The sequence below is a fragment of the Inquilinus ginsengisoli genome (genome assembly GCF_031453975.1).
In the GTDB taxonomy this organism is placed as follows: domain Bacteria; phylum Pseudomonadota; class Alphaproteobacteria; order DSM-16000; family Inquilinaceae; genus Inquilinus; species Inquilinus ginsengisoli_A.
In genome coordinates, this window is the sequence record NZ_JAVDPW010000003.1 from 311,408 (window position 1) to 325,710 (window position 14,303).

Sequence of the window (14,303 nt, forward strand, 5' to 3'; positions counted from 1 at the left end):
GTGGATCGATCGATCCAGCTTTCCAGCGCGCGACCGCACGTCTTACATCGCCAGGCGTCTTGCTCCGGATGGGCCATGCGCGGGAAGCAGCCTCAGACGTACAAAAATACGCTCTAAGCCCAGACTAGTTTTCCACGGGCATCGCTGTCGATACCAGTCAATGCCGTGATGGACGGCGCCTCAGCCGTTGCCCAGGCTGCCCAGCAGGCCTTCCAGGCCGCCCTGGTCCAGCTCCTGCTTGGCCGGCTGCACCACCGGGGGCGTCGCGGCCGTCGGCGGCACCAGCCGGCGGGGGGCGCCCGAGACCGCCGGCGCTGCGGCGGGGGCAATTGTGGGGGCGATGGCGTCGCCCGATCCGGCCGTCGCCACCGCGGCCGGCAGGGCCATGTCGTCGACCCCCAGCAGCGGCTTGGGCGGCAGGCCGCGCTCGGCCTCGACCATGAAGTCGTGCCAGATCTTCGCCGGCAGGCTGCCGCCGGTCACCTTGTCCATCGGCGTGCCGTCGTCATTGCCGACCCAGACGCCGACCACGTAATCCGCGGTGAAGCCGATGAACCAGGCGTCGCGATAGCCCTGGCTGGTGCCGCTCTTGCCCGCCGACGGCCGGTCGTCCAGCCGCGCGCTGCGGCCGGTGCCGATGGTCATGGTGGCGCGCAGCATCTTGTTGATCACCTCGACATGCCAGGGCAGCACCGCCTCGCCCGGGCCGCCGCCGAAGCGGGTGTAGATCGGGGTGCCGCCGGGCGGGCCGATGCGCCGCACGCCATAGGGCCAGACGCCGTTGCCCTGGTTGGCCAGGGCGGCATAGGCGGAGGTCAGTTCCAGCAGGTTGACCTCGCTGGTGCCGAGCGCCAGCGACAGCTCCGGCCGCAGCGGCGAATTGATGCCCAGGCGGTGGGCCAGCTCGATGGTGCGGTCGACGCCGGCGCGCTGCAGCATGCGCACCGCGGCGGTGTTGTAGGATTTGGCCAGCGCCTCGCGCGCCGTCACCTCGCCATGGAACTTGCCGTCGTAGTTGCCGGGCGACCAGTTCTTGATCGTGATCGGCGCGTCCAGCACCAGGCTGTCCGGCGTCAGACCCTGCTCGACCGCGGAGAGGTAGGCGAACATCTTGAACGAGGAGCCGGGCTGGCGCTGCGCCGTCACCGCGCGGTTGAACTGGCTCTGGCTGTAGCCGCGGCCGCCGACCATGGCGACCACGGCGCCATCCGGCCGCATCGCCACCAGCGCCGCCTGGCTGGCGCCGACCTTCTCGCCATCCTCCCCCATCCGCGCGTCGACGATGCTTTCGGCGGCGCGCTGCAGCGACGGCACCAGCGTGGTCTCGACCCGCAGCGCCGGGGCGGCGGTGTTGACGAAGTCCGGCACCTGGTCGGCGACCCAGTCGGCGAAATAGCGGCTGCCCGACCCGCCGCCCGGCCGGCGCGGCGGCACCGGCGGCTGGTCGTCGGCGGCCTGGCGCTCCTTGTCGGTGATGAAGCCGGCGTCGACCATGGCCGACAGCACCACCTCGGCGCGCTGCCGCGCCGCCTCCGGGTCGCGCTCGGGCGAATAGCGCGACGGCGCCTTCAGGAGGCCGGCCAGGATCGCCGCCTGCTCCAGGTTCACATCCATCGCCGGCACGCCGAAATAGGCCCGGGCGGCGGCGTCGATGCCGTAGGTGCCGGAGCCGAAATAGACCCGGTTGAGATAGGCGGTCAGGATCTGGTCCTTGGAGAAGTTCATCTCCAGCCACACCGCCAGGATCGCCTCCTGGATCTTGCGGCGGACCGTCCGCTCCGGCGTCAGGAACAGGTTCTTGGCCGCCTGCTGGGTGATGGTCGACCCGCCCTGCACGGCGCGGCCGGCGCGCCAGTTCACCCACAGCGCCCGGGCCACGCCGATCGGGTCGATGCCGTAATGGCTGTAGAAGCGGCGGTCCTCGATGCCCAGCACCGCCTCGGTCAGGTGCTTCGGCAGGGCCGAGGCCTGGATCATGTCGCCGGTCATGTCGCCATAGCGGGCGATCTGGCCGCCATCGGCGGCGACCACGGTGACGGCGGGCCGCCGCTCCGGCATCGCCACCTGGCGGATGTCGGGCAGGTCGTAGGCGAAGTAGGCGACGACGACGCCGAGCGAGATGACGCCCCAGATCGACAGCACCGCGCTCCACTTCGCGACGCCCCACAGCCAGTGCCGGCGGCCGCTGGACTTCCGACTCCGCTGCGGCGTCTTGGGGCGCTTCGGGGAGGACTTGGCGGTGGACGGACTCGTCCGGGCGCGGCCACCGGCGGCGCGCAATGCAGGTCTACCGGAGGAGCGTGTCGTCATGGCTACAATTTATCATCTGAGAATCCTGCAATATCAAGACTGAATACGGCGGAATTTAGATTTCGGCTGAGGCTGTGGCGCCGCGGTGACGGGATAAATTTTCGATCCATAAAATTTCACTTGCATCAGGGGGGCACCGACCGTATCTCACCCCTCGGAACGTATTCGCACGTGCCCCGGCCCGCCGCTTTCGAACAGGTTCGAACCCGGTGGGCACAGCAACGACGTCACGCGTCTCCTCGGTCTGTCTGGCCTCGGCCAGCTGGGTTGAAGAGAAGTTTTTCGGTTGCATGTGCGGAGAGGGTTCCTCTTCCGTGATTGTCAGGACGGGTTTCCGGGTGGTGCTTACGGCACCGGCCTGCAACTTCGTCTCTGCCATCTCGGATCCGCACGCGCCGCCGGGTTTCGTCGCCGGTGAGCAGAGGCGGGCGCCTCAGGCAACGGTTTGGTTTGAACTGCTTGCCGGAGGGAGTGTTTCCCCTGATGAATACGAAGATCGCTTCCTTTCTCGAAGAGCGACGTCCCGAGACGCCGTGCCTGGTGCTGGACCTCGACGTGGTCGCCGGCAACTACCAGGCGCTGGCCGAGGCGATGCCCGACAGCCGCATCTTCTACGCGGTGAAGGCCAACCCGGCGCCGCAGATCCTGTCGCTGCTGGCCGCGATGGGCTCGTGCTTCGACACCGCGAGCGTGGTCGAGATCCGCGACGCGCTGGCCGCCGGCGCCACCGCCGACCGCATCTCGTTCGGCAACACCATCAAGAAGCGCGTCGACATCGCGACCGCCTATGCCCTCGGCATCCGCCTGTTCGCCTTCGACAGCGAGGCGGAACTGCGCAAGATCGCCGAAGTGGCCCCGGGCGCCCGCGTGTTCTGCCGCATCCTGACCTCGGGCGAAGGCGCCGAATGGCCGCTGTCGCGCAAGTTCGGCTGCGAGCCGTGCATGGCGCGCGACCTGCTGGCGATGGCGCCGGGCCTCGGCCTCGACGCCTATGGCGTGTCGTTCCATGTCGGGTCGCAGCAGCGCGACACCGGCGCCTGGGACAAGGCGCTGGAATCGGCGGCCGGGATCTTCCGCGACCTCGCGGCCCAGGGCATCGAGCTGAAGATGGTCAATCTCGGCGGCGGCTTCCCGACCAAGTACCTCAAGGAGGTGCCGACGCCGGAGGCCTATGGCCGCGCCATCGACGCCAGCCTGCGCCAGCATTTCGGCAACCGCCTGCCCGAGACCATCATCGAGCCGGGCCGCGGCATGGTCGGCAATGCCGGCGTGATCCAGAGCGAGGTCGTGCTGATCTCGAACAAGTCGGCGAACGACAACACCCGCTGGGTGTATCTCGACATCGGCAAGTTCGGCGGCCTGGCCGAGACCATGGACGAGGCGATCCGCTACCCGATCACCACGATCCATGACGGCGACGCGGCCGAGCCGGCGATCCTGGCGGGCCCGACCTGCGACAGCGCCGACGTGCTGTACGAGAAGAACGCCTACCCGATGCCGGTTTCGCTCGCGATCGGCGACAAGGTGCTGATCCACGGCACCGGCGCCTACACGACGACCTATTCGGCGGTCGCCTTCAACGGGTTCGCCCCCTTGCAGGCCTACTACATCTGAACCTCGCGGGTTTGGAGATCCACGTCATGGACATCATGCGGGAGCGGCCGCGCCATGCGGCCGCCATTGAGGATCTTGTCGTCGATTGCTTCGGTGAGGCGCGCTTCGGCAAGACCGTCTACCGGCTGCGCGACGGCGTGCGGCCGAACAACGAGCTCGGCCTGGTGGCGCTCGAGGACGGCGACCTCGTCGGCACGCTGCGCTTCTGGCCGATCCATGTCGACGGCGTCGGCGAGACCATCCTGCTCGGCCCGCTCGCGGTCGCCGAGGATCTGCGCTCCAGCGGCATCGGCTCGCGGCTGATGCGGGCCGGGCTGTCGCGCGCCAAGGCGTTCGGCCACAGCAACGTCATCCTGGTCGGCGACGAGCCCTATTACCGCCGCTTCGGCTTCCGCCGCGACCTGACGCTGGGCCTGATGCTGCCGGGCCCGGTCGACTACGACCGGCTGCTCGGGCTCGAGCTGGTGGCGGGGTCGCTGGCCGGCGCCCGCGGCATGATCGGCCGCGCCGACGGACTGCCGGTGCGCCACGAGCTGGCCGAGATGGCGGCGGCCTGACCTTCGGCGGCGGCTCTCCCCCTCACCCTCCCGGCCCAAGCGGGCCGGGCCCCTCCCTCTCCCCAAGGAGAGGGGAAGGAGGGCATCGCTCCGACACCTCTCCTTGGGGAGAGGTCGAAATCGCATCGCGATTTCGGGTGAGGGGGCGGCTCAGCCCCCTCCTGATCTCACTGTCAGGCTACCCCCCTGAAGTCTGCGATGCGCGGCGGATCAGCTCGTCCCGCTTCGACAGGACGAATCTGAGCAGCGGGGACGGATTCGCCCTGCTGTGGCCGATGACCAGATCGATCGTCGCGGCCTCGCCCTGCAGCGGGCGGCTGACCACCGCGGCCGGCAGCAGGTTCCGGGCATAGCGGGGCAGCAGGGCGACGCCGCCCGTCGACGCCACCAGCGAGAAGGTCATCGACAGGTTGTCGGCGTAGTGGTCGGGCGTCAGATCGACGCCGATCCGCCTTGCATAGGCATCGATCACCGCCCTCAGGGCCGGCGAGGTCGCCGCCGGCACGCCGATCAGCGTCTCCCCGACGATGTCCTGCGGGCCGATCGCGGCCTGGGCGGCCAGCCGGTGGTCGCCGGGCAGAACCACGATCAGGGGCTCCGCCGTCAAGAATTCGAACGCCAGGCCGGGCGCCGGCTCCTCGCGCCGCATCAAAGCCAGGTCGATCTTCCCGCGCATCAGCCCCGCCGCCAGCTCCGGCGACAGCAGGCTGTGGATGGTGACCTCGATGTTCGGCAGCTCGTCGCGGAGGATGCCCATGATCGCGGGCAGCCACTCCATCTCGTGCCCGGTCAGGAACCCGATGGCGAACGACGCCTTGGCGGGGGCGCCGGCCCGCCGTGCCGCCTCGCGCGCCGCCTCCACCTGCAGCAGCACCAGCCGCGCATGATCCAGGAACACCCGGCCGGCCGCGGTGAGTTCGATGCCGCGCGGGCCGCGCAGCATCAGCGCGACGCCGAGTTCCAGCTCCAGATCCCGGATCTGGCGGCTCAGGGACGGCTGCGCCGTGTGCAACCGCCGCTCGGCGGCCAGGGTCAGGCTGCCCTCCTCGGCCACGGCGATGAAATAGCGCAGATGTCGTAGCTCCATGAGCAAGTCATGCCTCATAAGTATGGATAAATCCTACAAAGCCTTTCTCGGCGGCGCCAGGGGAACCTAGATATCTGGGGACAGAGCGGCGATAGCGCGGCCGGCGGGCATGCCTTCGGATCAAGAGCCGGAAGGCCTTGCAGGCATGAATGGCCAGCCTCCGCACATCCCGCTCGGGGTTTTCACCACGGCGTCCCTAGGAAGCATTCCATGACCCACCCTGTCGTCCTGATCACCGGTGCCCTGACGGGCATCGGCCGCGCCACGGCGCTCGCCTTTGCCAGGCACAGCGCCCGCATCGTCGTCGCCGGCCGCCGCGACGAGGCCGGCCAGGCCCTGGCTTCCGAGCTGCGGGCGCTCGGCGCCGAGGCGGAGTTCATCCGCGCCGACGTCCGGCACGAGGAGGAGGTCCGCGACCTGGTCGACCAGACCGTCGCGCGCTTCGGCCGCCTCGACGCGGCGGTCAACAACGCCGGCACCGAAGGCCAGCCCGGCCCGGTGACCCGGCAGTCGGCCGAATCCCTGGCCGCCACCTTCGACACCAATGTGCTCGGCACGCTGCTGAGCATGAAGCACGAGCTGCGCGTGATGCAGGCCCAGGGGCACGGCAGCATCGTCAACATCTCCTCGACCTACGGCCATGAGGGCGCCGCCGGCGCCTCGGTCTACGTCGCCAGCAAGCATGCGGTCGAGGGCATGACGAAGTCGGCCGCGCTCGAGGCTGCGGCCTTCGGGGTGCGGGTCAACGCGGTGGCGCCGGGCCCGATCGAGACCGGGATGCTCAACCGCTTCACCGGCACCGCCGAGGCCAAGGCGTCCCTGGCGGCGAAGGTGCCGCTGGGGCGGGTGGGGGACCCGGACGAGATCGCCGGCGCCATCGTCTTCGCCACTTCGGACCAGGCGTCCTTCATGACCGGCCAGATCCTGACGGTGGATGGCGGCAAGACGGCAGGCTGACCTTCGTGCCGTCGACCTGCCCGTGCGCTACGGGCCGGGCGGTCGCAATCCTTGATCCGTCATCGCGAGGCGCGCAGCGCCGTGGCGATCCAGAGGCCGGTGCCGCTGGATTGCCACGCCCCTTCGGGGCTCGCAATGACGGATTAAAACCTCTCCCTAACCGCGCATCGCCAGATAGTGCCCGTACAGCGCCAGGCTGGCGGCGACGGTGGCGTTGAGCGATTCGACCGCACCGGTGGTGGGGATGGCGAGGCGCCGCACCGCCAGCCCGTCCGGCAGGCCCCGGCCTTCCTCGCCCAGCACCAGCCGCAGGTCGGCCGGCCAGGCGAAGCCCGAGAGGTCCTCACCCTGGCCGTCCAGCGCCAGCAGCGGCCCGGCCGCCTGCGCCAGCCCGTCCCAGGCCGGGCCCCGGCACAGCGCCAGCGCGAATTGCGCGTTGGAGGCGGCACGCAGGCATTTCGGGTGGAACGGGTGCGCGGCGTCGGCCAGCAGGATCACCCGGGACGCACCGAAGGCGGCGGCGCTGCGCAGCAGGGCGCCGAGATTGGCGGGATCGCCGAGGGCGCAGACCAGCTCCAGCCCCTGCGGCGGCCGCGACAGGTCGATCATCGGCATCTCCGGCACCACCCCGACCAGCAGCGGCAGCCCGGTGCCGGAGACGTCGAGCCGGTCGAACAGGGTGCGGCCGAGCTGGATGCGCTCCAGCCCCGCCGGCAGCGTCAGGTCGGCGGCGTCGGCGCCGGGCGGCAGCAGCAAGGTCTCGAACCGGCCGGGATGCTGCGCCAGCGCCTCGGCCACGGTCTTGCGCCCGGCCAGCAGGAAACGGCGGTGCTTGCGCAGGCCGCGGCTCTCCAGCAGCGCCGTCCACAGCCTGGCGCTCGGATTGTCCGGGCTCTCGATGATGCGGTCGGCCATGGCCTCTCCTGCCGACGCCCACCCCTCTGCTGTCATTGCCCGGCTTGACCGGGCAATCCAGGGGCCATCAAGAGCAGTTCCGGCGGCCCCTGGATGCCACGGTCAAGCCGTGGCATGACAGGAAAGGGGAAGGGGGAAGCGTCCTCGGTGTGGCGCCCTTACCTGATCTCGAAGATCGCATCGACCTCGACGGCGCAGCCGAGCGGCAGCTGGGCGACGCCGACCGCGGCGCGGGCGTGCTTGCCGGCGTCGCCGAAGGCCTCGGCCATCAGGTCCGAGGCGCCGTTGATCACCTTCGGCTGGTCGGTGAAATCAGGCGTCGAATTGACGAAGCCGCCCAGCTTCACCACCCGGGCGATGCGGTCGAGGTCGCCGCCCAGCGCCGCCTTGGCGGCCGCCAGGATGTTGATGCCGCAGATCCGGGCGCAGGCGTAGCCCTCGTCGATCCCGAACTCGGCGCCGAGCTTGCCGGTGTGGCTGATCTTGCCCTCGACGAACGGCACCTGGCCCGAGATGTAGAGCGTGTTGCCGGAGATGACGTAGGGGACGTAGTTCGCCGCCGGCGCCGCCACGTTGGGAAGGGTGACCCCCTTCTCCTTCAGCCGCGCCTCGATGCTTCCAGCCATGGTCCGTATCCCGCGCAATGGGTTGAGTCGAAGGCCGCACCATAGCCAGCGCCGACCGGCCGCGAAAGCCCGGCGCCGACCCGGTCCGGCCGATGCGCGACGGATCATGCCGCAGCCGGAACAGATTCCGGCTTGCCCCTGAGTCACTCTACATTCCAAGGCCGGAGACAGGCCCTGCAGGGAGCCATTGACGACGTCAGTGTTTCATGACGTTATTATTACAGTTCATCTACAAATATGTGGCATCCGCCATGTCATGGTCGGGTTACCGATTGGTGTTTCCGCGGGATCGGCCGGTCAAAACCGTGGCCGGACCTGAAGAGTTGTTTCGTTTCTGGCCAACCGGGCGGGACTCTCCTTGACAAGCATTGCGCAGCGCAACACAGTCCCGCCGCATCCGCGACAGAGTCCGGATTTGACCGCGTGCTCGACTTCGCATGCGGGGATTTTGCTAAAAATCACGCAGCAGAAGCTGATGAACATCGGGGGTTTGTGACATGAAGGCGACGTGGAAACCCATGCTGTCGATTTCGGCCCTGGCGCTCTTCGCCTCCGCCGGTCTCGCCTATGCGGAGCCGTCGGCGGAGCTGATCGCCGCGGCCAAGAAGGAAGGCGAGCTGACCATCATCGCGGTGCCGCATGACTGGTGCGGCTATGGCGGGGTCATCGACTCCTTCAAGGCCAAGTACGGGCTGAAGCTCAACGAGCTCAACCCCGATGCCGGCTCCGGCGACGAGATCGAGGCGATCAAGGCGAACAAAGGGAATAAGGGCCCCCAGGCCCCCGACGTGATCGACGTCGGCCTGTCCTTCGGCCCCTCGGCCAAGGCCGACGGCCTGCTGCAGCCCTACAAGGTGTCGACCTGGGACAGCATCCCGGCCAGCGCCAAGGATGCCGAAGGCTACTGGTACGGCGACTACTACGGCGTGCTGTCCTTCGAGGTGAACACCGACATCGTCAAGAAGGTCCCGGCCGACTGGAAGGACCTGCTCGGCGCCGACTACGCCAACTCGGTCGCCCTGGCGGGTGACCCGCGCACCTCGAACCAGGCGATCCAGGCGGTGCTCGCCGCCGGCCTGTCGACCGAGAAGGATGCGGAGAAGGCGGCGAATGCCGGCCTGAAGTTCTTCGCCGAGCTGAACAAGGCGGGCAACTTCGTGCCGACCATCGGCAAGGCCGCCTCGGTCGCCCAGGGCGCCACCCCGATCGTGATCCACTGGGACTACCTGGCCCTGCAGGACCGCGACACGCTGAAGGGCAACCCGCCGATCGAGATCGTGGTGCCGAAGACCGGCGTCGTCGCCGGCGTCTACGTCCAGGCGATCAGCGCCTTCGCGCCGCATCCGAACGCCGCCAAGCTGTGGATGGAGCACCTGTATTCGGACGAAGGTCAGCTCGGCTGGCTGAAGGGCTACTGCCATCCGATCCGGTTCCAGGACCTGGTCGACAAGAAGAAGGTGCCGGACGAGCTGTTGAAGGCGCTGCCGCCGGCGGCCGCCTACGCCGCGGCCGTGTTCCCGAGCCTTGAGGACCAGAACAAGGCCAAGGAGATCATCACCAAGCAGTGGGATTCGGTGGTCGGCGCCAACGTGCAGTGACCGTTCAATCCGCTTGAGGCCGCGCCGTCCTCTCCCGTACCCTGGGGGAGGACGGCGCGGTTCTTTGCGTCTTCGCCCGTCCGTCCGGCCGGGATACCCGTCAGCAGGCGCCGATGACACAAGCCTCGTCGATCGCAGCCCCTCTCGCCGCCCCCGCAAAGCCGGGCAAGCTCTCCTGGGCCTGGCTGGGGGTGACCCCGTTCTTCCTGTTCGCCCTGCTGTTCCTGGTGCTGCCCACCGCCTACCTGCTGGTCGGCAGCTTCCAGACGCCCGACGGTTCCTTCACGCTGGGCAACATCGCGGATTTGTTCCAGCCCTCGATCCTCAGCGCCTACTGGATCTCGATCAAGATCAGCGCGGCCTCCGCCTTCTTCGGCGCGGTGATCGGGTTCTTCCTGGCCTATGCCGCGGTGATGGGCAAGCTGCCGCGCTGGATCCGGCCGACGCTGATGACCTTCAGCGGCGTGGCCTCGAACTTCGCCGGCGTGCCGCTGGCCTTCGCCTTCATCGCCACGCTCGGCCGCGCCGGGCTGGTGACCATCCTGCTCGACAAGTATCTCGGCATCAGCATCTACCGGGCGGGCTTCAACCTGCTCAGCTTCTGGGGCCTGACGCTGACCTACCTGTACTTCCAGATCCCGCTGATGGTGCTGATCCTGGCGCCGGCGCTGGACGGGCTGAAGAAGGAATGGCGCGAGGCCTCCTCCATCCTCGGCGCCACCACTTGGCAGTACTGGCGCATGGTCGGGCTTCCGGTGCTGTGGCCCAGCCTGGTCGGCACCACGCTGCTGCTGTTCGCCAACGCCTTCGGCGCCATCGCCACCGCCTATGCGCTGACCGGCAGTTCGCTGAACATCGTGCCGATCCTGCTCTACGCCCAGATCCGCGGCGACGTGCTGCACAACCCCAATCTCGGCTACGCCCTGGCGCTGGGCATGATCCTGATCACCGGCGTCTCCAACGGCATCTACATGGTGCTGCGGACCCGCAGCGAGAGGTGGCTGCGATGAAGCAGAGCCGGATCGGCGCCTGGATCGCCATCATCGTCGGCACCCTGTACTTCCTGGTGCCGCTGATCGGAACCCTGGAATTCTCGCTGCGGCTGCGGCGCGGCGAATACAGCCTCGACGCCTACACCATCGTGCTCGGCGACCCCGGCTTCCAGGCCAGCTTCCTGTATTCGGTGGTGCTCGCCCTGGCGACCATCGTGGTCGGGGTGCTGCTGGTGGTGCCGACCGCCTATTGGGTGCGGCTGAGGCTGCCGAGTCTGCGCCCGATCATCGAGTTCATCACCCTGCTGCCGCTGGTGATCCCGGCGATCGTCCTGGTGTTCGGCTACATCCAGCTGTTCAACACCTCGTCCTTCCTGCCGCTCCTCGGCAGCGAGCGGGGCACCGACATCCTGCTGATGTTCGGCTACGTCACCCTGGCGCTGCCCTACATGTACCGCGCGGTCGACACCGGCTTGCAGGCGATCGACGTCCGCACCCTGACCGAGGCGGCGGAGAGCCTGGGCGCCGGCCGAGCCCGGATCCTGTTCCGGGTGATCCTGCCGAATGTCCGCTCCGCGGTGCTCAGCGGCGCCTTCCTGACCTTTGCCATCGTGATCGGCGAATTCACCTTCGCCAGCCTGCTGAACCGGCCGGCCTTCGGCCCGTACCTTCAGCTGATCGGCGCCAACCGGGCCTATGAGCCGGCGGCGCTGGCGATCATCGCCTTCGTCGTCACCTGGGCCTGCATGGGGCTGCTGCAGCTGTTCGGCCGCGGCGCCCGCGGCTCGACGGCGACACGCTGATGGCGGCTTTCGCCCATCGTCTTCAACCCAGCGCCGCAGTGACCGGCGCCACCAGGCAGGCACAGTGATGGCAACGGCGACGGAATTCCTCGAGATCGGCGGCCTGCGCAAGAGCTATGGCCAGAACGCCGTGGTCCACAATTTCGACCTCTCGGTGAAGCGCGGCGAGTTCATCTCCTTCCTCGGGCCGTCGGGCTGCGGCAAGACCACCACGCTGCGCATGGTCGCCGGCTTCGAGACCCCGACCGCCGGATCGATCCGGATCGACGGCCGCGAGGTCACCCAGCTGCGCCCGAACCAGCGCAATGTCGGCATGGTGTTCCAGGCCTATGCGCTGTTCCCGAACATGACCGTGGCCGACAACGTCGCCTTCGGCCTCAAGGTGGCCAAGATGCCGGCCGCCGAGATCGGGCCGCGGGTCGCCGAGATGCTGAACCTGATCAAGCTGCCGCATCTGGCCGACCGCTACCCCTACCAGCTGTCGGGCGGGCAGCAGCAGCGCGTGGCGCTGGCCCGCGCCCTGGCCAACAAGCCGCAGGTGCTGCTGCTGGACGAGCCGTTGTCGGCGCTGGACGCCAAGATCCGCGTCTCGCTGCGCAGCGAGATCAAGGCGCTGCAGCGCGACCTGGGCATCACCACCATCTTCGTGACGCACGACCAGGAGGAAGCCCTGTCGATGTCGGACCGGATCGTGGTGATGAACGAGGGCAATGCCGAGCAGGTCGGCACGCCGTTCGACATCTACAACTATCCGCGCACCCGCTTCGTCGCCTCCTTCGTCGGCACGCTGAACATCCTGCGCGGCAAGGTGATCGACGCGAAGGCGCAGAAGCTGGTGATCGACGACCAGGAGATCTACGCCACGCGCGGCGTCAGCGATGCGGTCGACGGCGAGATCCGGTCGGTGGCGCTGCGGCCGGAGGCGATCACCCTGGCCGGGTCCGCCGAGGACCAGGGCAACGGCCGCAACCGGATGCACGGCACCATCGAGGATGTGAACTTCCTCGGCGCGGTGGTCCGCATCCGCGTCCGCTTCAAGGACAACGCGGTCTCGCTCGACACCTTCAACAGCCCGACCGTGGCGCCGCCGGAGCGCGGCCAGGCGGTGACGGTCAGCTTCGGCCGCGAGGACGTGCTGGTGCTCGAGGGCGCCGAGACCGCCTGACCGGGCCCGGCAGACCCGTTCCGGCCGGCGGGGAGGTGGCATGGCATTTGGGTCGCGTTGACGTTCCAACGATCTTGCCCCGAGGGCAATGTCCCGGTTGCCCCTGCGCGGCGGCGGCCGCTACGCTTGGCTCGCCGTTTCCAAGGATACCTCCCGATGATCGTCAGCCCCGCCAGCCTGGCCGGCCTCGCCCTGATCGCGCTGGGCATGGTCTGCACCCCCGGGCCGAACATGGTCTACCTGCTGTCGCGATCGATCCTGCAAGGGCGCCTGGCCGGGGCGATCTCGCTGGGCGGCGTGCTGGTCGGCATCCTCTGCTACATCCTGTGCACCGCGCTCGGCCTCACCGCCCTGATGCTGGCGGTGCCGCTGGCCTATGAGGCGGTGAAATGGGCCGGCGCCCTGTACCTGCTGTGGCTGGCCTGGGGCGCCGTGCGCCCCGGCGCCGGGTCGGCGCTGGAGCCGCGGCGCGACCTCAAGATCGACCGGCCAGCCAAGCTGTTCGGCATGGGCTTCCTGACCGCCCTGCTGAATCCGAAGATCGCGGTGTTCTACGTGTCGCTGCTGCCGCAATTCATCGACCCGGAGCGCGGCCATGTGCTGCTGCAGGGCCTGGTGCTGGGCGGCATGCAGGCGGCGATCAGCTTCACGGTGAACCTGGGCATCGTGTTCGCGGCCGGCAGCATCGCCGCCTGGTTCGCCGCCCGGCCGTCCTGGCTGCGGGCCCAGCGCTGGATCATGGGCAGCCTGCTGGCCGGCTTCGCCGTCCGGCTGGCCTTCGACAAGCGCCCGGTCTAAGCGCCCAGCGCCAACCCCTCCAGCTCCGCGACCAGGAAGTCGTGCAGCGACTGCACCGCCGGTGGGTTCTCCGCGGGCAAGGCGACCCGGTACAGCCCGAAATCGGCCTGCGGCGCCGGCGGCAGCCCCGTCGCCAGCACCCGCATCGCCTCGGGCCGGATGTTGCCGTCGAGAAGCACCGAGACGCCCAGCCCGGCCTCCACCGCCGCCTGGACCGCCGGCAGGCTGCTGCTGGTGCAGACGATGCGCCAGGCGATGCCGGCCCCGGCCAGCGCCGCCAGCACCCGCTCCTGCCAGACGCAGGTGGCGTCGAACGCCACCAGCGGCAGCGGGGAGGGGGGCTGCAGATCCAGCTCGAAGCCCCGCGCCGCCACCCAGTGCAGCGGCCGGTGCCAGCGCGCCAGCGGCGTCGCGGCGATGATGTTCGGGTCGCCGACGGCGAGGTCGAGGCCGCCCTCGCGCAGCCGGCGGTCGAGGCCGCGGCTGCTTTCCACCACCATCTCCAGCAGCACCCGGGGATAGGCCTGGGAGAAGCGGGCGAGGGCGCGGGGCAGCCGTCCGACCGCGACATCCTCGAGCAGGCCGAGCCGGACGGTGCCGGCGACCTGCCGCCCGGCCAGCGCCCGCCGCGCCTCCTCGCTCGCGCCCAAGGCGCGGTGGGCATAGCGCAGCAGGGTCTGGCCCGCCTCGGTCAGGCGGATGCCGCGCGGCGACCGGTCGAGCAGGCGCTGGCCGACATCCTCCTCCAGCCGGCGCAGCTGCATGCTGACCGCCGCCTGGGTCCGCGCCAGCCGGTCGGCGGCGCCGCTGACGCTGCGGGCCTCGACCACCGTGGCGAAGGCGCGGAGCAGGCCGAGGTCGAGATCCCGCATCATAACGAT

General features: G+C 69.2%; 13 protein-coding genes. 8 read left to right on the top strand and 5 right to left on the bottom strand.

Annotated features, from left to right (window positions below; translation table 11 throughout):
• Window positions 1–180: 180 nt before the first annotated feature.
• Window positions 181–2,310, bottom strand: coding sequence for a transglycosylase domain-containing protein (locus tag E9232_RS09205; RefSeq protein WP_309793583.1), 2,130 nt, complete (start codon window positions 2,308–2,310; stop codon window positions 181–183).
• Window positions 2,311–2,793: 483 nt separating this feature from the next.
• Here E9232_RS09205 and E9232_RS09210 point away from each other — a divergent pair, with 483 nt between their 5' ends.
• Window positions 2,794–3,924, top strand: a complete 1,131-nt coding sequence (locus tag E9232_RS09210; RefSeq protein ID WP_309793586.1) for a type III PLP-dependent enzyme — start codon at window positions 2,794–2,796, stop codon at window positions 3,922–3,924.
• A 26-nt stretch (window positions 3,925–3,950) separates the two neighbouring features.
• Entirely contained in the window at window positions 3,951–4,481 is a 531-nt protein-coding gene (locus E9232_RS09215; protein WP_309793589.1) for a GNAT family N-acetyltransferase, read from the top strand.
• Window positions 4,482–4,659: 178 nt separating this feature from the next.
• Here the strand turns inward: E9232_RS09215 and E9232_RS09220 are convergent, their stop codons facing one another.
• Entirely contained in the window at window positions 4,660–5,568 is a 909-nt protein-coding gene (locus tag E9232_RS09220; RefSeq protein WP_309793592.1) for a LysR substrate-binding domain-containing protein, read from the bottom strand.
• Window positions 5,569–5,778: 210 nt separating this feature from the next.
• On the opposite strand from E9232_RS09220, the gene E9232_RS09225 reads away from it, so the two are divergent.
• The gene (locus tag E9232_RS09225; RefSeq protein ID WP_309793593.1) at window positions 5,779–6,525 is read left to right on the top strand and encodes an SDR family NAD(P)-dependent oxidoreductase; all 747 of its coding nucleotides are present in this window, start codon (window positions 5,779–5,781) and stop codon (window positions 6,523–6,525) included.
• 156 nt (window positions 6,526–6,681) lie between these two features.
• Here E9232_RS09225 and E9232_RS09230 read toward each other — a convergent pair whose 3' ends face one another.
• A complete protein-coding gene (locus tag E9232_RS09230) occupies window positions 6,682–7,440 on the bottom strand; it encodes a TrmH family RNA methyltransferase (RefSeq protein ID WP_309793595.1) in 759 nt (252 codons plus the stop codon).
• A gap of 158 nt (window positions 7,441–7,598) precedes the next feature.
• Window positions 7,599–8,066 (bottom strand): RidA family protein, encoded by a 468-nt coding sequence (locus E9232_RS09235; protein ID WP_309793597.1) that lies wholly within the window; start codon window positions 8,064–8,066, stop codon window positions 7,599–7,601.
• A 518-nt stretch (window positions 8,067–8,584) separates the two neighbouring features.
• Here E9232_RS09235 and E9232_RS09240 point away from each other — a divergent pair.
• The 5 genes from E9232_RS09240 to E9232_RS09260 all read left to right on the top strand — a co-directional run bounded on the left by E9232_RS09240 (window position 8,585) and on the right by E9232_RS09260 (window position 13,422).
• Window positions 8,585–9,664, top strand: coding sequence for an ABC transporter substrate-binding protein (locus E9232_RS09240; protein WP_309793599.1), 1,080 nt, complete (start codon window positions 8,585–8,587; stop codon window positions 9,662–9,664).
• A 113-nt stretch (window positions 9,665–9,777) separates the two neighbouring features.
• Entirely contained in the window at window positions 9,778–10,674 is an 897-nt protein-coding gene (locus E9232_RS09245; protein WP_309793601.1) for an ABC transporter permease, read from the top strand.
• On the top strand, window positions 10,671–11,459 hold the full coding sequence (locus E9232_RS09250; protein WP_309793603.1) for an ABC transporter permease: 789 nt from the start codon (window positions 10,671–10,673) through the stop codon (window positions 11,457–11,459). The genes E9232_RS09245 and E9232_RS09250 overlap by 4 nt, the downstream gene beginning before the upstream one ends.
• 67 nt (window positions 11,460–11,526) lie before the next feature.
• Entirely contained in the window at window positions 11,527–12,624 is a 1,098-nt protein-coding gene (locus tag E9232_RS09255) for an ABC transporter ATP-binding protein (RefSeq protein ID WP_309793605.1), read from the top strand.
• Between the two features lie 156 nt (window positions 12,625–12,780).
• Window positions 12,781–13,422, top strand: coding sequence for a LysE family translocator (locus E9232_RS09260; protein WP_309793606.1), 642 nt, complete (start codon window positions 12,781–12,783; stop codon window positions 13,420–13,422).
• On the opposite strand, the gene E9232_RS09265 is transcribed toward E9232_RS09260, so the two are convergent.
• Complete coding sequence (locus E9232_RS09265; protein WP_309793608.1) at window positions 13,419–14,294, bottom strand: LysR substrate-binding domain-containing protein; 876 nt, start codon at window positions 14,292–14,294, stop codon at window positions 13,419–13,421. The two genes, E9232_RS09260 and E9232_RS09265, sit on opposite strands and share 4 nt — an antisense overlap.
• Window positions 14,295–14,303: the final 9 nt, after the last annotated feature.